Source organism: Streptococcus pseudopneumoniae (assembly GCF_001074975.1).
Lineage (GTDB): Bacteria > Bacillota > Bacilli > Lactobacillales > Streptococcaceae > Streptococcus > Streptococcus pseudopneumoniae_D.
Map to the genome: position 1 here is coordinate 16,163 of NZ_JUUO01000009.1, position 21,724 is coordinate 37,886.

The window sequence follows — 21,724 nt, forward strand, 5'->3', positions numbered from 1 at the left end:
TTTTATGACAATAAACGTTGGATATGTAGAACAAGATAAACTCGTTCACTTTTATACAAATCAAGACCCGTATGTTGCGTAATCACATCATAGATTTTGGAACCAATCTCAAAGGCTTTTGGATAAGATTGTTTAATATGATCTTCCATATCCAGAAGTGATTGGTTATCATCTCTAGATCTGTCTAAATAATCCAAGAAATAATTCAAATGAATCATAAAACGATCATAGAAATGATTATTCTCTTTAGTTCGTTGAATTGCATACCCCTTTAGCACTTCTTCAACATTGCTGAGAATTTCTTTCCTCTTATCAATCGACTCCACAACTTCCACTTCATTTTCACCTTCGGCATTAATGAAATGATAAGCAATCCGAATAATTTCGTCCTCAGGAAAATGATCCGCTAGCTTCTGACGGTAAATTTCAAAAGCTTCATTTGCGATTTGAAAAGCGACAGGATACTTAGTGGAAATATCTGGCAGATTACTATCCTTGTACCTTCCTTGTGCTAGAGCTTGGTAAGAACAGTAAATATGGTCTGTCAAGGTTACGTAAAGATATTCTTGAATCGGATAATGATATTTCTTTGATAGCTTATCAATGATTTCATAGGTCACTGTGATAAAATCAAGCGGAACATCTTTGAGAAGAGCCATAAAGTTTTCTCTGGACTCTTCGGTCTTCATCCGAAAGATTTTCTCAACCTGCTGTTCAGCAATCAAATCTCCCTTCTTCTTTCCAAATGCAATCCCCTTACCAATTACAATCGCTTCTTCTCCTTTATCATTTCTGACAAGCGAGACATTGTGATTCATTGGATTTAGAATTCGATACATGTCAACCTCCTTTTATATCTTAAAGGTATATGAGTACAAAAAATGACCACAAATGAACTAGAAAATCATCCGATTTCTAATTCACCTGTGATCATGCCTAATATTACTTAGTAACACTCACCTTGTATTAACTTGTGATTTAAGTATAGCACAAGTAAGTTGTTTTGTAAACCTTTACATACAACTTTTTTTAAAAATTTTTTAGACTCATGTTCTTAACCTAGGAGGACTTTCTTACACTCGTTCTTTCCATGAAGTCGCTGTTGTTTGAAGAACTTTGTTAAGTTCGTCAATGTTTTCAAATCCAGTTGTGCGAAGCCATTCACGAGCTGCTGCTTCACCATCTTTGATGTAAGCTTCAACTGATCCAGCCCATGTTGCACGGCCACAAAGAACACCATTGAAGTTTGCACCTGATTCATGAGCAAATACAAGAGTATCTTGGAAAAGTTTAGCTGATACACCAGCACTCAAGTAGATGTATGGCAAGTTAGTTGCTTCATCTTGAGCCTTGAAGAAGGCTGCTGCTTCTTCACGTGTATAAACTACTTCACCTTCAGCGAAGCCTTCAACATATTTAATGTTAACAGGAACTTCTACTTTCAAGACATCAATGTTAAAGCGTGGGTCTGAGAAGACTTTCATAGCACCGATAACTTTGTGTGGTTTTACTTTCGCGTATTCTACAGAACCTGCATCAGCAATTTTTTCATCGTAAGCAAGGATTTCAAGGAAGAATGGAATATCTTCAGCCACACACTCAGAACCGATACGTTCGATGTAAGCTTGTTTTTCTTGGTTAAGTTCGTCTGAGCTATCTACATCATAGTAAAGCAAGAATTTAACCGCATCTGCACCTTCTTCTTTAATACGTTTTGCAGACCAAACATCCAAGCAGTCTGGTAAGCGTTTTGTGCTTGTTGTGTCGTAACCTGTTTTTTCATAAGCAAGGAGAAGACCAGCTTTTTCATCAAGAGCTTTAGTTGCTGGAAGTCCATACTCAGGGTCAAGAAGCATAGATGAAGCGTATTTAGTCAATTCATCTGCAACCAAGACTTTCAGTTCTTCCATTTGAGCCACAGTTGGTTCTTCTGTTTGGTGTTGAGCCATGAGGCGTTTCAAAGCACCACGTTGGTCAAAAGCAAGAGCTGAGATGATTCCATTTTCATCAGAAAGTTTTTCTAAGCGTGCACGTTTTTGTTCTGTTAAAGCCATTTTATACCTCTTTTACTATTAATTGATCATATAGAGCTTGATAGTTAGCCATGTTGACATGGCCAGTCATTTTTTCTTGAGCATTGAGCATACCAAGGACATTAGCCTTGATGAGTAGTTCCGCATCCGATTCTTTATGAAGTAGTCCTGAAGAAATTCCTGCCACAGTAGAATCTCCAGATCCGACAGGGTTGACTACCTGGATTCTAGGAATATCTACCTTGTAAAAAGTGTCCCCATGTTTGGCAAAGGCACCATTAGCACCAAGTGAAACGATAAGCCATTCAATACCTGCAAACAAAGGTTCTTGAAGTACTTCTTTTAATTCATCCAAATCCTCAGAAACTTCTCTTCCTAGAAGCTGAGATAATTCCTCATTATTTGGTTTGATAACTGTTGGTTTATGTGGTGATTCAAGAACTGCCTGAAGTGCTGCACCAGAGCAGTCCAAAACAACAGGCTTGCCAGCTTGATTAGCAAGTTCTACCAAGCTCGCATAGTAATCAACTGGAAGGCCAGCTGGTAAACTACCTGAGATAGCTACTACTTCAACTGACTCCAGAAGATTTTTGAAATGTTCCAAAAAGTCTTGACCTTCTTGTTCCAATACTACAGGACCTTTTTCAAGAACTTCTGTTTGGTTGTCACCGTGGAGAATGGCAATACAGTTACGAGTTTCTCCCTGAATTGAGAAGAAATCTTTCTTTACTTGATCATCGATATGTTCAACCAAAAACTCACCAAGTTTGCCACCCACTAAACCAGTAGCAAAAACAGAATCACCAAATTCTGAAAGTACGCGAGTAACATTGAGTCCCTTACCACCAGCCGTTTTGGTTACATCCACCACACGATTGACAGTATCAATCTTCAACTCATCCAAGGGATAGGAAATATCAATGGATGGGTTCATTGTGACTGTTAAAATCATAGGTTACCTCTTAGTCGTGGTATTCTCCGCGATCCCATTTTTCAAGGAATTCAGTGAAGAAGTTTGCGTCTGTTTGTCGATCATTATGACTTTCAACGTGTTCAATTTTCGCAATCAATTTTTTGTTTTCTTCAGATGGTTTGTATTCAGCATGGATGAAAGCTTCGATGATATCACACATGAGCAATTCACCAGTAATCTTACCACCAAAACCAATAACGTTGGCGTTCAATTGTTCTTTAGCATAAAGAGCTGTTGTCATATCACGAACCAAGGCAGAACGAACACCAGGAACTTTATTTACAGCATTGTTGATACCAACACCAGTACCACAGATACATACTCCAAGATCAGCTTGACCGCTAGTTACAGCTTCCCCTACTTTTTTACCAAAGATTGGGTAGTGAGTACGTGTATGGTCATATGTACCAAAGTCAATGACTTCATATCCTTTTGATTTCAAAAATTCTGAAACCGCCATTTTTTCATCTGTTACGATGTGGTCACATCCAATTGCAATTCTCATTAGTTATTCCCTCCGATTAATTATATAAATCTAATATCATTTATCCCTACTCAAGAAAAATCAAGATTAGCTTAGGAAGCGAGCTGCAAGCATAACTGAGGTTAGCTAAAGTGAGCTGACGACAGATTATCTTGATTTTTGAAGAGTATTAGCACATTTTGTTCAACATGTCGACCCTAATTTGGTGACGTCCACCATCGTATTTACCGTTAACAAATCCTTTAGCGATATTTTTAGCCAATTCATCACCAACAAGTTGTGCACCCATAGTGATCATACGTGAGTTGTTGTGGCCACGAGTCATATAAGCTGAACGTTCGTCAGATACTTCTGCAGCAACCATTCCTTTGATCTTAGTTGCGACCATAAATGGACCAGCTCCATAAGCATCAATCACAATACCAAGGTTTTGTTCTTCTTTGTTTACTTCTGCAGCAACAGCAAGAGTCACATCAACAAAGTCTTGACCTTCAGCTGTAACATCCACAACATGGAAGTTTTCTTTTTCCAAGAAGTCTTTCACAACTTCTTTCAATCTCAAACCTGCAGCATCTGCACCGATAACAATAGACATATTGTATACTCCTTTTTATTTTTCTAGGCTAGTAAAATCTTTTACAGTTGGCAGTTTACCTACAAAAGCTTTCTAGCAGTTTATTGACAAATTGGATTGAATGAGATGAATTACACACCTTATTCAAGTTTAGGAAACCAGTTTCCTAGAAATAATCTTTCTCCACGAAAGAGAATATAACAAGTGATTGTTTGTTTGTTGCAAACATCATTTGTTGTTTACAAACATAATATACTCCTATTTTCTGAAAAAGTCAACAGTTGATGTTTGTTTTTGTGTTTTTTTAACTAAAGAATTTCGATATCAAAACCAATTTGATCCACTTGACCAGGTTCTAGGAGACGAACATTCTTCTTATCTTCTAGATGATTTCCTTCTTCAAGGGATGTTGACAAGCCAGACCATGGTTCAAAGGCAATGAAAGGTCCCTTATTCAAAGTTGACCAGATAATGAGATTTGAGAATTCTGCAAAGTGCACTTTCAATCCCTTATCATGTTTACGAGAACGAAGGGCAATTGTTCTGGATTGCAATTCATCTAAGGTAACTGCATCCGTGCTGAAAAGATCATAACTAAGATCTATTTCTTTTTGCCCCTCCAACCATGGACTTCTATCTTGAAAATCAAGCATACCAGTTTCTGGGAAAGGACGTGGAACAGAGCAAGTCTCTTCTTTCTCAAACTCTAAGTAGTAATCTTCATAGACTTCATCATCCAGTAGAGGACAATTAAAGCCTGGATGCCCACCAATAAAGTAAGGCATGACCTTGCTAGTTTCTTTATTGAAAATCTTGTATTGAGTTCGTACTGTCTTTCCAGAAAGACTATAAGTGATCTCTAGGCGGAAATGATAAGGATAGTTTTGATAGCTATTCTCATCATCTTCAATTGCAAAAGTTACACTCTTGTCTGTCTGTTCAACTAATTCAAATTCTTTCTTACGAACCAAACCATGACGAGGAATGTTTCCTTTGCTTTCTTGTCCCTTCTCATCTATATAGAGGGCTGTATCCTCTCTCAATGAACCACAAATGGGGAAGAGAACAGGAGCTTGCCCACTCCAATAAGTAGCATCCCCTTGCCACAAATACTCAAGTCCCTCAGCATCTTTTATAGAAGAAAGAGACCCACCAAAACTGTTAAATTGAACTCTTAATTGTTCTGATTTTAATTCAATTACCATTATTTTCTCCGATTTCTTGATAGTTTATAAAAAACTAGGCTGTCACTCCTATCAGGAAAATGACAACCTAGCTTTAACAATTTACATTTTATAGGAGCGCGTTATTTTGCTTTCGCTGCGTACTCTTCGTTACGTTTGATCATTTGTTTTCTGTACCAAGCAAAGATACCGATATAGAATACAAGGAAGACTACAGCACCAAGGATTGCTTTGATATCACCTGTTGTAGTGTTACCAATTGTCCAACCAAGAAGTTTTTCGATTGGTCCTTCAAGAGTTGAGTGAGTAATCAATTGAGTTTGGCTCACACCTTCTGGGAAGGCACCTACACCTTTAGCAAGTTCTGTTGCAAATGGTGCGATAAGTGTACCTGAAAGAAGGAAGAGTGGCAACAAGAGTGTTCCGAAAATAATCATACGGAGCAATTTACCACGAGTTACAACCAAAAGAGCTGGGGTAACACCCATAGCAATGATACCTGCAAGTGGCAAGATACCATTTCCGACTTTTGAAAGAAGCACAGCTTCGATCAACATGATTGGTGCAAGTACGTTGGCACAAGCCCAGATTTCAGCACGACCAGCGATGAATGGCCAGTCAAGACCGATATTAAACTTACGTCCTTCCAAACGTTTAGTAGCAACGTTTGTAATACCTTGTGAAAGTGGTTCTACGGCTGCGATGAACCATGAACCGATAAGTGAGAAGAGTTCCAAAGATACACCGGCAGTCAAACCAAGAGACAACCATCCTTTGATAACAAGACGCCATTTATCTGCATCTGCAACACCTTCAATTGGATGTGGAGTTCCCATAATACCGATAACAATACCAAGGATGAAACCGATAAAGAATTTAGAACCCCAGAAACCGATTTTCTTGTTCAATTTAGCAGCGTCAAAGTCATATTTATCAAGACCTGGGAAGAATTTTTCAAAAATCTTATCCAAAACCATGATAACTGGGTTCATCATGTAGTTCATGTGAGTTGATGTCATTGGTGATGAACTTGGAGCGTTAAGAAGGTCATCAAATGTAGGTTTCATCAAGTCAGAGTTGATAATTTTCAACACACCAACAAGTACGATAGCTGCTGTAGCAATCAATAGTGAAACCCCTTGGCTCACACCATTGTTGTCTGCATACCATTTAATCAAAAGACCTGTGATAGACAAGTGCCAGATATCAAAGATATCAACGTCAAGTGTATCAGTTTTCTTCATAGCAAGCATTACTACGTTGACAATCAACATGATAAGCAAGAAGTAAAGTGTCCAAGCAGATCCCCAAGTGATTGTTGCAAGTGGTGCCCATCCAACGTCAGTAATACTCAATTGGATACCAGTGTTTTCAACGAATTTTGCAAGTGATGCTGAGAAAGCACCATTTAGCATACCGATGATGGCACCGATACCTGTAAGAGCGATGGCTAGTTTGATACCACCTTCAAGCGCTTTGGAGAATTTCACTCCAAAAAGTAAAGCCAATACTGTCAAAATGATTAACATGATGACAGGTCCACCCATATCTAAGATGGGTGTGAAAAAGTCTTTGATTAGACCAAAGATTGAATCCATAACATTTCCTCCCTTTTTATGTTATATGAATGTTAACAAATTAAAATTAGCTTAATCCATGTTCTTTGATAGCTGCTTCAATATTATCAAATACTGGAGCACTCATAGCTGGGATACGGAATAAGATTGGTCCAGCTTCGATAACTGGAATACCTGGGTCAAAACCAAGATCTGTCGCAGCAATTGGTGTGAAGATATCATAGCCTTTGATAAGGTCTTCGTTAACGTCTTTGACCATAACTGCATCACAGTGAACATCAAAACCGCGGTTTGAAAGTTCTTCTTCAAGAGCACTTTTAATTTGGTGGCTTGAGTTAACACCTGCACCGCAGGCAGCAAGAATTTTAATCATATGGATTTCCTCCGATTTAATATTTTTAATAGACAAGATTATGCAGTTACTTCAGCGATATAAGCATAGAGGGCTTCAGGTTCTGAAATTTTTGATAGGTCTTCAAGATGACCATTTCCAGTAAAGAAGTCCATCAACTGAGCAAGAATGTTAGTTTGACTTGAGCTTGAGTTATTAATAATAAAGAAGAGCAAGGATACTTCTACTTCCTTATCTGGCGCAATCATATTGTGGAAAGTCACTGGTTTTTCCAGTCTTACGACTACAACTTTCTCAGCTAGATTGTGAACAATATCTGTGTGAGGAATAGCCACATTCGGCAAATCCTTACCTAAAAATTCCATATCTAAGCCAGTTGGAAATGACTTTTCACGCGTGATCAAGGCTTCACGATAAGTTGGAGTTACGATTTCTCGTTCCTCCAATAGAGTTGCAACCTGATCAAAGAGATGTTCTTGATTATCCGCTTCTAAGCAAAACACAAGGTTTTTGTCAAAGAAATGATCTAATCCCATAAGGTTTTCCCTTCTTTCCATTAACTTTATGCTATAAGTATAACACTATATGAAATCGTTGTCAATAATTTTCTGTTGTTTTTTGTCTCTTTTTTTATATTTTTGTTTCTTTTATAGTTTGTTACATAAAAACAAACACACAAACAAACACTCCAAACATTTTTTCTGTTCTAGAAATTAAAAAAGCAGACCATTTTAGTCTGCTTTACTATTGATTCTTATACAAATTTCCTGTGAACAAGGAAAAACAATTATGACAGCTTATACTCAATGAAAATCAAAGAGCAAAAACTAGGAAGCTAGCCGCAGGTTGCTCAAGACACAGTTTTGAGGTTGTAAATAAGACTGACGAAGTCAGTTACATATATCTACGGCAAGGCAACGCTGACGTAGTTTGAAGAGATTTTCGAAGAGTATTATTCTTCATCCATACTCAAGACACTAAGGAAGGCTTCTTGTGGGACTTCTACTGATCCGATAGCTTTCATGCGCTTCTTACCAGCTTTTTGTTTTTCAAGCAGTTTACGCTTACGAGAAACGTCTCCACCATAACACTTGGCAAGTACGTTTTTACGAAGAGCCTTGATATCTGTACGAGCCACAATCTTATGTCCAATAGCTGCTTGGATTGGCACTTCAAATTGTTGACGAGGAATAATTTTCTTGAGCTTATCAACGATGAGTTTTCCACGTTCGTAGGCAAAGTCCTTGTGAACGATAAAGCTGAGGGCATCCACCTTGTCTCCATTGAGAAGGATATCCATTTTCACCAGCTTAGATGGGCGGTACTCTGACAATTCATAGTCAAAGCTTGCATAACCACGAGTAGATGACTTGAGCTTGTCAAAGAAGTCAAAGACTATTTCAGCAAGTGGAATTTGATAGATAACATTGACACGATTGTCATCAATATAGTCCATCGTCACAAAGTCCCCACGCTTGCGCTGAGCTAGCTCCATCACTGCACCAACAAACTCTTGCGGTACCATGATTTGCGCCTTAACATAAGGCTCTTCAATGGTCGCAATCTTAGTTGGATCTGGAAACTCAGATGGGTTAGACACATCCATAGACTCACCGTCGGTCAAATTAACCTTATAAATAACAGACGGAGCTGTCATGATGAGGTCGATGTTGAACTCACGTTCCAAACGTTCTTGGATAACATCCATATGGAGAAGGCCAAGGAAACCACAACGGAAACCAAATCCAAGTGCCTGAGATGTTTCTGGTTCAAACTGAAGACTAGCATCATTCAATTGCAATTTTTCAAGGGCTTCACGCAGGTCATTGTACTTGTTTGATTCGATTGGGTAGAGACCCGCAAAGACCATAGGATTCATCTGCTTGTAACCATGTAATGGCTCTGCTGCAGGATTGGTTGCTAAGGTAACGGTATCACCCACACGAGTGTCCTGAACCGTCTTAATAGAAGCCGCAATATAACCAACGTCACCAGTCGCAAGAAAATCACGACCAACTGCTTTCGGCGTGAAAATACCAACTTCCGTCACATCAAAGGTCTTGCCATTGCTCATAAGCTGAATCTTATCGCCAGGTTTGACCACTCCATCCATGACACGAACTTGGAGGATAACCCCACGGTAAGCATCGTAAACCGAGTCGAAAATCAAGGCCTTAAGTGGTGCCGTCACATCACCTGTTGGTGCTGGCACTTTTTCCACGATTTGCTCGAGAATTTCTTCAATACCGATTCCAGCCTTGGCAGAAGCCAAAACTGCTTCACTGGCATCCAAACCAATGACATCTTCAATCTCTGTACGCACGCGCTCAGGGTCTGCTGCTGGCAGGTCAATCTTGTTAATGACTGGCATGATTTCCAAATCATTGTCCAAGGCTAGATAAACGTTGGCAAGGGTTTGAGCCTCAATCCCTTGAGCGGCATCGACCACCAAAATAGCACCCTCACAGGCAGCTAGCGAACGTGAAACTTCATAGGTAAAATCAACGTGCCCCGGCGTGTCAATCAAGTGGAAAATATAAGTTTCCCCATCTTTTGCAGTATAATTGAGCTCGATGGCATTGAGTTTAATGGTAATCCCACGTTCCCGTTCTAAATCCATGCTATCCAAAAGCTGGGCCTGCATTTCACGACTTGAAACTGTCTCTGTCTTTTCCAAAATGCGGTCTGCTAGAGTTGATTTCCCGTGGTCAATATGGGCGATAATAGAGAAGTTACGGATCTTCTCCTGTCGTTTTTTCAGTTCTTCTAAGTTCATGATTCTCTTCCTTTCAGGGTATCTATTTATTATAAATTGTTTTTGACATTTTGACAAGACCATACCCTGCTAGGAGTACTAATCTTCAGCGACAAAGCCGTCATTCTCGATAAAGTGGTGTTCTGTCATTCCTTGGTCTGTAAAGACAATCCCATGAAGGACACCACCATAGACAGCTCCTCCGTCCATTCCAATCTTGCCATCTTCCGTCATCCAAAGCTCAGCTGTACCGCGTTCTTGCTTTAACAAACCATAGACCGGTGTATGACCGAAGACAATGATTTTTCCAGTATAATTTTCAGCTTCGTGGAATGGTTTTCTAAGCCAGACTTTTTTATAATCTGTGGTTTCATGCCAATCATCCAAAGTCAAATCAATACCAGCGTGAACAAAGATATACTTGTCTGTCTCTATCACAAAAGGCATTTGACGAATAAATTCTACCAAATCTGCTGCTTCAGTGGCAACACGCTTGGCATCTTCTACTCCGTCAACTGGGGCATCCAAGGGACGACCTAGGATAGAGTTAATGGTTGTATCTCCACCATTGCGACGATAGTGGTCATAGCTTTCTTCTGGATCATCAAGCCAAGTCAAAAACATATACTCATGATTTCCAGACAAACAGATAGCCCCTTGATTGTCCACCAAGTCCTTAACCATTTCTAGAACACGGCGACTATCTTCACCACGGTCAATCAAATCCCCTAGAAAGAGCAACTGAGTCTGACCATCCCAGGTTTTGAGAAGGTCTTCCAGCATTCCAGCTTTTCCATGAACATCTCCAATAACATAATAGTCTGTCATCTTATTTCTCCCTGTTTCTCAACAATTCTCTGGCTTGCGTCAGAGCTGCTTCTGTCACATCATCACCTGCCAACATCTTGGCAACTTCCTCCACTCGCTCTTCAACCGTCAAGAGACGAACAGTCGAAACTGTTGAATGGTCACTGCTAATCTTCTCAATAAAGAATTGATAATCCGCAATCGCAATCACTTGTGGCAAATGGGAAATAGCCAGAACCTGACCATGTTGGCCAATCTTGTGAATCTTCTGTGCAATAGCTTGAGCTACACGACCTGAAACTCCTGTATCCACCTCATCAAAGACAATGCTGGTCTTGCCTTCTTTACGCGAAAAGGCAGACTTAATGGCTAGCATGAGACGGGATAATTCCCCGCCAGACGCAACCTTAACCAAGGGTTTAAAGTCTTCGCCAGGGTTGGTTGAAATATAAAACTCGACCATTTCATTTCCCTCACGACTGAATTTGCCCTTGCTAAAACGAACCTGAAACTGGGCTTTTTCCATATAGAGGTCTTGCAGTTCTTGTTTAATCTCAGTTTCCAATTGTTGGGCCAAGTCATGACGAGCAGATGCAAGCTGACCAGCCAAATCAACAAGATTGACTTCCAATTTTTTAAGCTCTGCTTCCATGTCTTCAGAAGAAAGGTTGTTGCCTGTCAAGAGATTGTATTCTTCCGTAATTTTGGCAAAATAAAGCAAGACATCGTCTACAGTCCCACCATACTTACGAGTAATAGTATGAAGGAGATCCAAACGATTCTCAACCTGCATGAGACGATTGCCGTCAAAATCAAGGTTCTCAATGATAGCTTCCAAACGTTTGCTAATATCTTCTAAGACATAGTAGGTCTCAGACAGAGAACTTGAAATTTCACGGTATTCAGGGTCATACTCTTCGACACTTTCCATGTCATTCATGGCTGAACGAACATTTGCTAGACTTGAAAAGTCTTCATTGTCCAACATACTATAAGCATTGGTCAGCGTATCCGCAATATTTTTATGATTGAGAAGTTTATCTCGTTCTTGGTTGAGAGTCAAATCTTCACCTGCTTGCAAGTTTGCCGCCTCAATCTCTGCCATTTGAAATTCCAACATTTCGATACGTGCCTTATGTTCCTGTTGGTTTTTTTTGACTTCCAGAACCTGCTTGCGCATTTTACGGTAGGCATCAAAACTCGTTTGATAGGTTTCTTTCAAGTCCCAAAAAGCGGCGTCACCGAATTCATCCAACATCTGGATATGCAGTTGAGGACGCATTAACTCTTCTTGATCATGCTGACCATGTATATCCACCAGATGTTGCCCAATAGCACGCAAAACAGACAGATTGACCATCTGGCCATTCACACGGCTGATACTCCGACCATTTTGCAAGATTTCCCGACGGATAATAATTTCATCACCCATTTCCAAACCTTGCTCATCAAAAATTTCCTGCAAAAGGCGACTATTCTCAACGGAGAAAAGCCCCTCAATCTCTGCCTTTGGCGCACCATGACGAATAACATCTGTCGTAGCACGAGCTCCCAACATCATATTCATGGCATCAATGATAATCGACTTCCCTGCACCCGTTTCACCAGTCAGGACAGTCATTCCCTTCTCAAAATTGAGGGAAATAGCCTCAATAATGGCAAAGTTTTTTATCGAAATTTCAAGTAACATATAGACCTACCAATTTTTTACTTGTTCAAAGATTTCCTCAGCTAGACTTTCACTTCTGGCAATGACTAAAATCGAGCTATCATCAGCTAAACAGCTAAAAATCTTATCCGCAAAAGTCTCAATTAATTGAGCTTTTACAAAAGCTGTATTTCCTGGAATAACTTGGAGATTGATCATCTTATCCATCAATTGAGCCGATTCGATATTGTCTTCAGCCAGTTGCAAACTTTTTACGATTGATTTTGGCAATTCATAGACATAGGTGTTGTCTCTCAAAGGAATTTTGACAATACCCAGTTCTTTGATATCTCGGGATACCGTCGCTTGAGTGGCCGTGATGCCAGCCTCTTTCAAATGTTCTACGATTTCTTCTTGCGTACCGATTTGATAATCTGTCACAAATCGTCTAATTTTTTCAAGTCTCTCTTTTTTATTCATTTTTAAATTGACTATGCGCCCTCTCTACTACTTCTTCAATCTCAGCAAGAACCTGGTTACTTGCTGACTCTTCTTTTTTCAAATACGCTAAAAACTCAATATTTCCATGACCACCTTGGATGGGAGAAAAGTCCAATCCAAGGACTGAAAAGCCTTCCTCTACTGCCATAGTTGTGACAGATTCAAGAACATTCTGATGGACCTTGGCGTCGCGAATGATTCCATTTTTTCCAATCTGTTCACGTCCTGCCTCAAACTGGGGCTTCACCAGAGCCACGACCTGACCTTGATTAGCCAACACACGGTGCAAGGCAGGTAAAATCAGACTGAGGGAAATGAAACTCACATCAATACTGGCAAAGCTCGGCTCCTTCTCAAAATCAGTCTTTTCAGCATATCGAAAATTGAACTGCTCCATGCTGACAACTCGTGGGTCTTGGCGTAATTTCCAAGCCAACTGATTGGTACCGACATCAACTGCAAAGACTAATTCAGCACCATTTTGTAGCATGACGTCTGTGAAGCCCCCGGTGGAAGCACCGATATCAATCGTGGTCGCCCCATCCACTGATAAATCAAAGACATGTAAGGCCTTCTCCAGTTTCAAGCCACCACGGCTAACATACTTGAGTTTCTCCCCCCTGAGTTTTAGCTCGGTGTCATCTGAAATTTTCTCTCCTGGTTTGTCAAACCGTTCTCCGTTAAGAACTGCTACGACTAGACCAGCCATGACACCGCGCTTGGCCTGTTCTCGTGTTTCAAACAAGCCCTGTTTATAAGCTAGTACATCAACTCTTTCCTTAGCCATTTATTCTCAAACTTTCTACTACTTCTACAATCGATTCTATCTCAAAGGGAACCTGCTGGGCAATTTCTTCTAATTTTGCATTAGCTTGATCCAAAGTCTGGTTACAAAAGGCAATAGCCTCTTCCAAGCCCAACAAAGCAGGATAGGTTGATTTTTCTGCCTGCAGGTCCTTTTGTGGTGTCTTGCCGATTTCCTCAAAACTAGCTGTCACATCCAGTACATCATCTCGAACTTGAAAAGCAAGACCAATCAATTCACCCACCGTTTTCAGTTTTGCTTGGATTTCAGGAGCTAATTCTGCTATGATAGCAGCTGCTTGGAATGGATAGGCTAGTAAATTCCCAGTCTTATTAGCATGAATAGTCTGGAGTTCTTCCAAAGATAAGTGCTGGCGTTCACCTTCCATGTCCAAAACTTGCCCTGCCACCATACCCAGACTACCTGAGGCAAGAGATAAGTTGGCAATCAAGTCTACCTTGATCTGACTTGGCAAATCTGCCTGCGCTATCAAGGTATAAGGATCTAGGAACAAGGCATCTCCAGCCAAAATCGCCATAGCTTCACCGAATTTCTTATGATTTGTCAAATGCCCTCGACGGTAATCATCATCATCCATTGCAGGAAGATCATCGTGAATCAAGCTACCTGTATGAATCATCTCCAAGGCCGCAGCCACCTGCGCGTGAGCAGGTTTAATGGCAACCTGCAAGGCTTCCAGAACTTCTAGCAAGAGAAAAGGACGAATACGCTTGCCACCAGCATGAATGGAATAGAGAACAGACTCTCGCAAACTAGAAGCAAACTGCTGGTCTCCATAAAAATTTTCTAAAGCCGACTCGACAAGAGCTAATTTTTCTTGCTTCTTCATTCAAAATCACTTTCTGTTCCGTCTTCTTGCATGACCTTGACCAAGGTCTTTTCAGCCTTGTCCAGCGTCGCTTGGAGTTCTTTTGACAAGACCATGCCCTTTTGAAAGGCAGCAATCGCATCTTCCAGAGCAATTTCACCATTTTCCAAACTTTGGACAATGGTCTCCAGTTCTGCTAGATTTTCCTCAAATTTCTTTTGTTTTGACATCTTTAACCTCTAATTCTACTTGACCATCTCGCATCAAAAGCGTCACTTGGTCATTTTTCTTCAAACTCTCAACCGAATCCACAACGGACTCTTCTTTTTTGACAATAGCATAGCCACGCGCCACGATTCGACTGGTATCCAACATGAGCAAGGCTTCTGAAAAGCGCTTCACCTCAGCAACCTTGGCGTCATAAACCAACGCCATTTGGCTACGAAGGAGCTTGTCCAACTGAGCAAGTCGGTCTTGATAGCGTTGGATTTTGGTAACAGGCGATAATTGAACCAGTCGATGCGTCCTTGCTTGTACTATCTGTTTGTTATCAGAAATCCGTGTACGCAAACTTTGTTTTAAGCGCAGTTGCAGTTGGTCCAATCGTTGCAAATAGCCATCATACAAACGCTCTGGCTGTCTAAAGATAACAGACTGACTGCATTTTTTTAGGGCTTCTTGTTTCCTAGATAGGACATTTCGGACTGCTGTTGCCATCCGTTTTTCCTGATTTTGCAAATGAGCTAATAAATCCAACTTGGTCACAGGTGTTGCCAGTTCAGCAGCTGCTGTTGGCGTTGCAGCGCGACGATCTGCCACAAAATCTGCCAATGTCACATCCGTTTCATGCCCCACACTAGAAATAATTGGCAAACGAGATTCAAAAATAGCTCGTACCACAATTTCTTCGTTAAAGGCCCAGAGATCCTCAATGGAACCTCCACCACGACCAATAATCAGCAAGTCCAAATCGTCCCGTTCATTAGCACGCGCAATATTTCGAGCAATTTCCTCCGCAGCCCCTTCACCTTGAACCTTAGTCGGATAGAGAAGAATGTCGACACCTGAAAATCGTCTGCTGACAGTCGTAATAATATCTCGAATAACAGCTCCACTGCGACTGGTTACTACACCAATTCTCTTAGAAAATTGGGGCAGAGGTTGCTTGAAGCGTTCTTGAAACAGACCTTCTTCTGTCAATTTTTTCTTGAGTTGTTCAAACTGAATCGCAAGCGCACCAACACCATCAGGCTCTGCCTTTTCAATGATGATAGAGTAGCTACCACTTGGTTCATAGACCTGCACACGCCCAATCACATTGATTTTCATTCCTTCTTCTAGGTCGAAACCTAATTTCTGATAAACCCCAGACCAAATAGTCGCTTGAATAACTGCATGGTCATCTTTCAGGGAGAAATATTGGTGAGTAGGTCGTTTACGAAAGTTGGAAACTTGACCAGTTAAATAGACCCGTTCCAAGTATGGGTCTTTATCGAATTTCATTTTCAGATACTTGGTCAAAGTTGTTACCGATAAATACTTTTCCATCTTCACCTACTATTCATTTTCTTGCTTTTCCATGGGTATTATTATACCAAAAATATGCCTAAAAATCTCCATTTATGTACCAATATGAGGGAAAAATAGAAAAAGGAGGCAAGGCCTCCTCATATGATTATTTGCTGTTTCGAGCTTCTTCCAAAATCTTAGAAATCTTGGTTGTCAACAGATCGATAGCCACTGTATTGCTGACTCCCTCAGGAATGACGATATCAGCGTAACGCTTTGTTGGTTCGATAAACTGATGGTACATAGGTTTAACCACACCTAAATACTGGTCAATAACGCTATCAAGGCTACGGCCACGTTCTTCCATATCACGCTTGATACGACGAATAATGCGCACGTCATCATCCGTATCCACAAAAATCTTGATATCCATCAAATCACGCAGGCGCTTATCCTCCAAGACCAAAATCCCCTCAACGATAAAGACATCTTGAGGCTCTTGACGATAAGTCTTGCTACTCCGTGTATGCTCTGTATAGTCGTAGGTCGGGATGTCCACCGGACGCCCTGCCAACAATTCCTTAATCTGCTCAATCATCAAGTCTGTATCAAAGGCAAAAGGATGGTCATAGTTGGTTTTGACACGCTCTTCAAAGGTCAAGTGAGACTGATCCTTATAGTATGAATCGTGCTCAATCATGGAAATCTTTTCATCAGGAAAATGCGATAAAATGGCTCTTGAAACACTGGTCTTACCACCACCAGAACCACCTGTCACTCCGATAATGATTGGTCTATTTTGCATGCTATCCTCCGTTTTTTTATCCGTCGTCTATTCTATCACATTTTTAGCAAAATTTATAGTCTGGTTTGGATAGTTTAGGGGAAACAATTCCAATTCCTACAACCCAGTTAGACTAGCTAAAAACCTTCCTTGGCTTGTAGAGATTGTTCCGCTTTTCTAGAATGGCTAACAATTTATCTCCTTCAAAGGCAGCCAATTCCTTATCCGACTGTTCTAGCTCGATAAAACGACCAAAGCGTACTTCCTCTGCCTGCTCCGGAGTAAGAAAAACTTTAACCAAATCTCCTGTCCCAATCTCTAGAGGATGGAGAAAGTCCCGTTGCCCAGACTCTACTTTTTCAGCAATTTCTTCCAAGGTAAGAGCATCTTCTAGTTGTAAACCTGCAGCACTGGTACGTGTCAAATATGACATATGAGCCGCATAACCAAGCTTCTCTCCCAAATCAACTGACAAGGTACGGATATAGGTTCCCTTACTGCATTTCACACGAAAAGTAAAATGTGCAAGTTCGCTCTCATAAGAAATCGGACTTGTCCGTTCAAATTGATAAATGGTCACCTGACGTTCTGGACGCTCCACTTCCTGACCAGCACGCGCATACTCATAGAGCTTGCGACCATTGACCTTGACTGCCGAATACATAGGTGGAATCTGTGTAATAGGCCCAGTCAAGCTAGCAATGGCTTCATCGACAATGGTTTCATCCAAGGGTGACAAAACAGGTGTCTCTGAGACCACTTCCCCACTGGCATCCTCAGTCGTCGTGGAATAGCCTAGAGTGATTTCCCCCTCATAGACCTTGCCCTCATCCTGCATAAACTCGACCATCCGTGTCGCCTTGCCAACTGCAATGGGCAAAACACCCACTACATCCGGATCTAAAGTCCCACCATGACCAATCTTCTTGGTTCCCAAAATCTTACGCAGTTTAAAAACCGCATCATGCGAAGTCATCCCCGCTTCTTTTTTTAAGTTGATAATACCGTTCATTTTTGCTTTTTCACTCCCCCTTCAGCGCTTCAAACTTCGCTTTCATTGTTGGATTTTTTCGAGTTAGTTTTTTTACTGAAACGTCTTCCAGTTTATTGTTTGCGAGGCGAAGTTGATTTTCAGATGTGGTTAAGAATTTCTTTACCTCTTCCATGCGTTTGATAGCCTTGTCGATTTCATCAATAGCTTTACCGAAGTTGGTCGAAGCTGAATTATAGTTTTTAGCAAAAGCTAGCTTAAAGGCGTCCAAATCTTCCTCAAAATGTGTAATATCGATATTTTGCTCGCGAACCAAGGCCAACTCCTGCTTATATTTTAGAGAATTAAGCGCCGCATTTCGCAAGAGCCCAATCAACTGGATAAAGAATTGAGGACGAACTACATACATCTTTTCATACTCGTGGCTGACATCAACAATCCCAGTGTTAAAGTAGTCATTATCAGCCTCAAGCATGGTCACTAAAACCGCATATTCACAATTCTTCTCCCGACGGTCCTTGTCCAATTCCTTGTAAAAATCTGCATTCTTGTGCTTCTTCTCTGTTCCGTCCGCTTCATTTTTCATCTCGAACATAATGGAGATAATCTCTACCCCATTTTCATCACATTCACGGAAAATAAAGTCGCCTTTAGACCCTCGCGCAGAAACCTTATTATCCTTCTCAAAGTAAGCATTTGGAAAGGCAAAACTACGGACCTTGTTAAACTCACTCTCTGCATAGTGTTCCAGACTTTCCCCGATAGCTTTTGTAGATTGTTGGGCTTTGAAATTCTTGTAAAATTCGACTTGTTCACTAGCTGCCTTGAGTTGAGCTTCGTAGTTTTGCTTAACAGAAGCAAGAGAAAGTTCATTTTCCTTTTCTTGCAAGAGAAGTTGATTTTTAACCTGATCTCGTTCTTTTTCTAGGTCAGAAAGGGTCTTTTGCAGTTGATTTTCATGCTCCAAACGCAAGGTTGCCAGTTGGTTTTCCAAGGCTTGTACTTCCTTTTCCTTAGCCAATAAAGCCTCATTGCTTGTCTGTTCAACTTCTTTCTTGGCCAATTCTTTTTCTGTATCAAAGTTTTGAATTTGACTCTGCAATTGTGCAATTTCTTGGTCTTTTTGAGCTAGTTTAGTCTGTTGTTTATTCATGGCCTTTTGCTCAGCCAAAGCCAGTTCCTGCTTCATCCGATCGTGTAGTTCCTTATCAAACTCTGCCGTTCTTACTTGGGATAAAAGTTCAGCATACTGACTTTCATTTACTGTAAATACTTCCCCACAATTGGGGCATTTAATTTCGTTCATAACGTTCCTCTTTTTAGACTTCTTTAACCATTATATCATGCCTGAGGGAAAATCAAAAACAGCGAGTCGAAACCCACTGTTTATCTTCTTTTACTTTAAATTTTTTCCAAGGCCAAGCGCAAGTCTTCAATCAAATCTTCTACATTTTCAAGTCCGATTGACAAGCGAATTTGGTTTGGTGTGATACCTGCTGCTTCTAGGTCTTTTTCAGACAATTGACCGTGAGTGGTTGTTGCTGGATGGACAACTAGCGATTTAGCATCTGCCACGTTTGCTAGGTCAGAGAAGATTTCTAAATGATCAATTACCTTACGTGCTTCTGCCTCCCCACCTTTAACATGGAAGGTAAAGATTGAACCCACACCTTTTGGAAGATATTTCTCAGCTAAGGCATGATAAGGACTATCTGCAAGTTTTGGATAGTTGACCTTTTCTACCTTAGGATGATTGACAAGGAAATCAACAATTTTCTCAGCATTTTGCACATGGCGTTCCACACGAAGTGAAAGAGTTTCAAGTCCTTGGAGCAAGAGGAAGGCATTAAATGGAGACAAGGCTGCACCCGTATCGCGAAGCAATTGAACACGGACAGCGATAATAAAGGCTGCTGCACCCACATCACGTGTGTAGCTCAAATTGTGGTAGCTTGGGTCTTCATCAACAAATTGAGGGAATTTCCCTGAAGCTTCCCAGTCAAAACGACCGCTATCAACAATCACTCCACCAATAGTCGTACCATGCCCGCCGATAAACTTAGTCGCTGAGTGAATTGCAATATCTACACCGTGAGAAAAAACGTTAATCAAATAAGGTGTAGCAAAGGTATTGTCAGAAACAAGTGGAATCTGATGCTTATGAGCAATCTCTGCCAATTTTTCCAGGTCTGGAATGTTAATCAAGGGGTTACCCAAGGTTTCAATCAAGACAAGCTTAGTATTTTCTTTGATAGCTGCTTCCACTTCTTCCAAATTATCCACGTCCACAAAGGTTGTGGTGATACCATAACGAGGAAGGGTTTCTTTCAAAAGATTGAAGGTACCACCGTAAATAGTTGATGCTGCTACTACATGGTCACCAGCATGGGCAAGAGCCAAAATCGTATAAGTCACTGCAGCCATACCTGATGCTGTTGCAAGAGCTCCAACACCACCTTCAAGAGCAGCGATTCGTTCTTCAAAGGCAGATGTTGTAGGGTTGGTGATGCGAGTATAGATATTCCCTGGTTTTCTCAAGGCAAATAGATCAGCACCTTCTTGCGTGTCTTCAAAAACGAAGGATGTTGTTTGATAAATCGGCACTGCACGAGACTTGGTAGCTGGATCCACAACTTGACCAGCATGTAGTTGCAAAGTTTCAAATTTAAAATCACGAGTCATAAGGCGACCTCCAAATAGTTTGATTAAGGATATTGTAGCACCTTAAGGTATAGTTTACAAATATCAGTTTTCTATATTTTGATATAAGAAATAGCTATTACCTTATACTCAATAAAAATCAAAGAGCAAACTAGGAAACTAGCCGCAGGCTGCTCAAAGCACTGCTTTGAGGTTGCCGGATAATACTGACGAAGTCAGTAACATATACCTACGGCAAGGCGACGTTGACGAGGTTTGAAGAGATTTTCGAAGAGCATTATTTTAAAAATGAAAAAAGCACGACTAAATCGTGCTCATTTTCTTAATCTACATAAGTATCTTCGTTTTTATTGAGGAAGGCATATGGAAGTCCCATCAGGAGACCACCACCAATTAAGTTCCCAATAAAGGTTACACCCCAGTGACGAAGCATATTTCCAACACCGAAGTTAGCAATTGAATCCGCAGCAACACTGAATTTTACAATCGCGAAAGAAGCAAAGTTCGCAGCGATGTGCTCATTTGTTAAGAATACAAACATGTAAATCGCTGACAAAACAAGCCAAAGCTTGGCACCACCATCTTTGACCAAAACAAATGAAAGAATCGCAATATTTACGAAAATATTTGCCAAAATTGCCTCAAGCAAGACTAATTCATTTGATCGGCCTAACTTCATTTCAACAACACCTGAGATGAAACTATCGTGAGTCAGATGTGCATAGGCTGCCGAATGAGCAAAGCCCCAACCTGCTATCAAAGCCCCGATAAGGTTGAACAAAGTACAGTAAAGTAAAATCTCAGCTGTTTTTCTCCAAGAGATTTTTTTCAAGAAACTACCAGCAGTCAAGAACATCATGTTTGATGTTACCAACTCAGCATTCAAGAAAACAATGTAGGCCAATCCCCAAGCAAAGACAAATGGGAAGAGGAAGCGTCCACTACCTGGTGCAATTTTGTTAATCAAGTCAGCCCCAACTGCACCAGCAGCAGTACTGAAGGTTAAAAACGCACCTGCGAACATGGAACGAATCGCATACTTAAATTTGCTTTGACTATAAAGACTTTCCTTCTTCTTACAAGCAAATTCAATCTTTGAGATAAATTCTGAAGAAACCATAATAAACTCCTAAACTTTTATTTGTGATAATTATAACATAAACCTTAGAATTAAGAAAGCGTTTTCTGTATTTCATATAGTCATTTAGTTTTAAAAAAGCACTCTAAACATTCAAAGATATTGGGGACTTCCCTTAA

General features: G+C 40.6%; 22 protein-coding genes. All 22 read right to left on the minus strand.

What is annotated here, in order from left to right:
- Window positions 1-2: 2 nt before the first annotated feature.
- Entirely contained in the window at window positions 3-839 is an 837-nt protein-coding gene (locus tag ADI86_RS00555) for a PRD domain-containing protein (protein ID WP_049531352.1), read from the minus strand.
- Between the two features lie 234 nt (window positions 840-1,073).
- A complete protein-coding gene (lacD, locus tag ADI86_RS00560) occupies window positions 1,074-2,054 on the minus strand; it encodes a tagatose-bisphosphate aldolase (protein ID WP_001229114.1) in 981 nt (326 codons plus the stop codon).
- A 1-nt stretch (window position 2,055) separates the two neighbouring features.
- Complete coding sequence (locus ADI86_RS00565) at window positions 2,056-2,985, minus strand: tagatose-6-phosphate kinase (RefSeq protein WP_049531353.1); 930 nt, start codon at window positions 2,983-2,985, stop codon at window positions 2,056-2,058.
- Window positions 2,986-2,995: 10 nt separating this feature from the next.
- Entirely contained in the window at window positions 2,996-3,511 is a 516-nt protein-coding gene (gene lacB / locus ADI86_RS00570; RefSeq protein WP_001216914.1) for a galactose-6-phosphate isomerase subunit LacB, read from the minus strand.
- A 148-nt stretch (window positions 3,512-3,659) separates the two neighbouring features.
- A complete protein-coding gene (lacA, locus tag ADI86_RS00575) occupies window positions 3,660-4,085 on the minus strand; it encodes a galactose-6-phosphate isomerase subunit LacA (RefSeq protein WP_000029277.1) in 426 nt (141 codons plus the stop codon).
- 287 nt (window positions 4,086-4,372) lie between these two features.
- Window positions 4,373-5,269 (minus strand): aldose 1-epimerase family protein, encoded by an 897-nt coding sequence (locus tag ADI86_RS10830; RefSeq protein WP_080983137.1) that lies wholly within the window; start codon window positions 5,267-5,269, stop codon window positions 4,373-4,375.
- 101 nt (window positions 5,270-5,370) lie between these two features.
- Complete coding sequence (locus tag ADI86_RS00585) at window positions 5,371-6,846, minus strand: PTS galactitol transporter subunit IIC (protein WP_049531354.1); 1,476 nt, start codon at window positions 6,844-6,846, stop codon at window positions 5,371-5,373.
- A gap of 46 nt (window positions 6,847-6,892) precedes the next feature.
- On the minus strand, window positions 6,893-7,198 hold the full coding sequence (locus ADI86_RS00590) for a PTS sugar transporter subunit IIB (protein ID WP_000590547.1): 306 nt from the start codon (window positions 7,196-7,198) through the stop codon (window positions 6,893-6,895).
- A 38-nt stretch (window positions 7,199-7,236) separates the two neighbouring features.
- Window positions 7,237-7,713, minus strand: a complete 477-nt coding sequence (locus tag ADI86_RS00595; protein WP_049531355.1) for a PTS sugar transporter subunit IIA — start codon at window positions 7,711-7,713, stop codon at window positions 7,237-7,239.
- A gap of 416 nt (window positions 7,714-8,129) precedes the next feature.
- Window positions 8,130-9,953, minus strand: a complete 1,824-nt coding sequence (gene lepA, locus ADI86_RS00600) for a translation elongation factor 4 (RefSeq protein ID WP_001047207.1) — start codon at window positions 9,951-9,953, stop codon at window positions 8,130-8,132.
- A 78-nt stretch (window positions 9,954-10,031) separates the two neighbouring features.
- Window positions 10,032-10,760: a metallophosphoesterase family protein gene (locus tag ADI86_RS00605; protein WP_049531356.1), complete on the minus strand. Its 729-nt coding sequence runs from the start codon at window positions 10,758-10,760 to the stop codon at window positions 10,032-10,034.
- A 1-nt stretch (window position 10,761) separates the two neighbouring features.
- Entirely contained in the window at window positions 10,762-12,429 is a 1,668-nt protein-coding gene (gene recN / locus ADI86_RS00610; RefSeq protein ID WP_049531357.1) for a DNA repair protein RecN, read from the minus strand.
- A gap of 6 nt (window positions 12,430-12,435) precedes the next feature.
- The gene (locus ADI86_RS00615) at window positions 12,436-12,867 is read right to left on the minus strand and encodes an arginine repressor (protein ID WP_049531358.1); all 432 of its coding nucleotides are present in this window, start codon (window positions 12,865-12,867) and stop codon (window positions 12,436-12,438) included.
- Window positions 12,860-13,675, minus strand: a complete 816-nt coding sequence (locus ADI86_RS00620; protein WP_049531359.1) for a TlyA family RNA methyltransferase — start codon at window positions 13,673-13,675, stop codon at window positions 12,860-12,862. Before ADI86_RS00620 ends, ADI86_RS00615 begins: the two co-directional genes overlap by 8 nt.
- Window positions 13,668-14,543, minus strand: coding sequence for a polyprenyl synthetase family protein (locus tag ADI86_RS00625; RefSeq protein WP_049531360.1), 876 nt, complete (start codon window positions 14,541-14,543; stop codon window positions 13,668-13,670). Before ADI86_RS00625 ends, ADI86_RS00620 begins: the two co-directional genes overlap by 8 nt.
- Complete coding sequence (locus tag ADI86_RS00630; RefSeq protein WP_000043226.1) at window positions 14,540-14,752, minus strand: exodeoxyribonuclease VII small subunit; 213 nt, start codon at window positions 14,750-14,752, stop codon at window positions 14,540-14,542. The genes ADI86_RS00625 and ADI86_RS00630 overlap by 4 nt, the downstream gene beginning before the upstream one ends.
- Window positions 14,730-16,070 (minus strand): exodeoxyribonuclease VII large subunit, encoded by a 1,341-nt coding sequence (xseA, locus tag ADI86_RS00635; protein ID WP_049531361.1) that lies wholly within the window; start codon window positions 16,068-16,070, stop codon window positions 14,730-14,732. The genes ADI86_RS00630 and xseA overlap by 23 nt, the downstream gene beginning before the upstream one ends.
- 127 nt (window positions 16,071-16,197) lie before the next feature.
- Window positions 16,198-16,836, minus strand: a complete 639-nt coding sequence (gene udk, locus ADI86_RS00640) for a uridine kinase (RefSeq protein ID WP_045591120.1) — start codon at window positions 16,834-16,836, stop codon at window positions 16,198-16,200.
- Window positions 16,837-16,948: 112 nt separating this feature from the next.
- The gene (gene truB, locus ADI86_RS00645) at window positions 16,949-17,827 is read right to left on the minus strand and encodes a tRNA pseudouridine(55) synthase TruB (protein ID WP_049531362.1); all 879 of its coding nucleotides are present in this window, start codon (window positions 17,825-17,827) and stop codon (window positions 16,949-16,951) included.
- 10 nt (window positions 17,828-17,837) lie between these two features.
- On the minus strand, window positions 17,838-19,112 hold the full coding sequence (locus ADI86_RS00650) for a DUF2130 domain-containing protein (protein WP_049531363.1): 1,275 nt from the start codon (window positions 19,110-19,112) through the stop codon (window positions 17,838-17,840).
- Window positions 19,113-19,207: 95 nt separating this feature from the next.
- Window positions 19,208-20,488 carry an O-acetylhomoserine aminocarboxypropyltransferase/cysteine synthase family protein gene (locus ADI86_RS00655; protein ID WP_049531364.1) on the minus strand — a complete coding sequence of 427 codons (1,281 nt, stop codon included), beginning with the start codon at window positions 20,486-20,488 and terminating at the stop codon, window positions 19,208-19,210.
- Window positions 20,489-20,789: 301 nt separating this feature from the next.
- Window positions 20,790-21,587, minus strand: coding sequence for a formate/nitrite transporter family protein (locus ADI86_RS00660; RefSeq protein WP_049531365.1), 798 nt, complete (start codon window positions 21,585-21,587; stop codon window positions 20,790-20,792).
- Between the last annotated feature and the right edge of the window lie 137 nt (window positions 21,588-21,724).

Excerpts from the sequence above, each read along its gene's own strand:
- truB (WP_049531362.1), bottom strand. The coding sequence starts at position 17,827 with ATGAACGGTATTATCAACTTAAAAAAAGAAGCGGGGATGACTTCGCAT.
- lacD (WP_001229114.1), bottom strand. The coding sequence starts at position 2,054 with ATGGCTTTAACAGAACAAAAACGTGCACGCTTAGAAAAACTTTCTGAT.
- udk (WP_045591120.1), bottom strand. The coding sequence starts at position 16,836 with ATGCAAAATAGACCAATCATTATCGGAGTGACAGGTGGTTCTGGTGGT.
- ADI86_RS00625 (WP_049531360.1), bottom strand. The coding sequence starts at position 14,543 with ATGAAGAAGCAAGAAAAATTAGCTCTTGTCGAGTCGGCTTTAGAAAAT.
- xseA (WP_049531361.1), bottom strand. The coding sequence starts at position 16,070 with ATGGAAAAGTATTTATCGGTAACAACTTTGACCAAGTATCTGAAAATG.
- lacB (WP_001216914.1), bottom strand. The coding sequence starts at position 3,511 with ATGAGAATTGCAATTGGATGTGACCACATCGTAACAGATGAAAAAATG.
- ADI86_RS00555 (WP_049531352.1), bottom strand. The coding sequence starts at position 839 with ATGTATCGAATTCTAAATCCAATGAATCACAATGTCTCGCTTGTCAGA.
- ADI86_RS00655 (WP_049531364.1), bottom strand. The coding sequence starts at position 20,488 with ATGACTCGTGATTTTAAATTTGAAACTTTGCAACTACATGCTGGTCAA.
- ADI86_RS00585 (WP_049531354.1), bottom strand. The coding sequence starts at position 6,846 with ATGGATTCAATCTTTGGTCTAATCAAAGACTTTTTCACACCCATCTTA.
- ADI86_RS00660 (WP_049531365.1), bottom strand. The coding sequence starts at position 21,587 with ATGGTTTCTTCAGAATTTATCTCAAAGATTGAATTTGCTTGTAAGAAG.
- ADI86_RS00605 (WP_049531356.1), bottom strand. The coding sequence starts at position 10,760 with ATGACAGACTATTATGTTATTGGAGATGTTCATGGAAAAGCTGGAATG.
- ADI86_RS00595 (WP_049531355.1), bottom strand. The coding sequence starts at position 7,713 with ATGGGATTAGATCATTTCTTTGACAAAAACCTTGTGTTTTGCTTAGAA.
- recN (WP_049531357.1), bottom strand. The coding sequence starts at position 12,429 with ATGTTACTTGAAATTTCGATAAAAAACTTTGCCATTATTGAGGCTATT.
- ADI86_RS00615 (WP_049531358.1), bottom strand. The coding sequence starts at position 12,867 with ATGAATAAAAAAGAGAGACTTGAAAAAATTAGACGATTTGTGACAGAT.
- lacA (WP_000029277.1), bottom strand. The coding sequence starts at position 4,085 with ATGTCTATTGTTATCGGTGCAGATGCTGCAGGTTTGAGATTGAAAGAA.
- lepA (WP_001047207.1), bottom strand. The coding sequence starts at position 9,953 with ATGAACTTAGAAGAACTGAAAAAACGACAGGAGAAGATCCGTAACTTC.
- ADI86_RS10830 (WP_080983137.1), bottom strand. The coding sequence starts at position 5,269 with ATGGTAATTGAATTAAAATCAGAACAATTAAGAGTTCAATTTAACAGT.
- ADI86_RS00630 (WP_000043226.1), bottom strand. The coding sequence starts at position 14,752 with ATGTCAAAACAAAAGAAATTTGAGGAAAATCTAGCAGAACTGGAGACC.
- ADI86_RS00620 (WP_049531359.1), bottom strand. The coding sequence starts at position 13,675 with ATGGCTAAGGAAAGAGTTGATGTACTAGCTTATAAACAGGGCTTGTTT.
- ADI86_RS00590 (WP_000590547.1), bottom strand. The coding sequence starts at position 7,198 with ATGATTAAAATTCTTGCTGCCTGCGGTGCAGGTGTTAACTCAAGCCAC.
- ADI86_RS00565 (WP_049531353.1), bottom strand. The coding sequence starts at position 2,985 with ATGATTTTAACAGTCACAATGAACCCATCCATTGATATTTCCTATCCC.
- ADI86_RS00650 (WP_049531363.1), bottom strand. The coding sequence starts at position 19,112 with ATGAACGAAATTAAATGCCCCAATTGTGGGGAAGTATTTACAGTAAAT.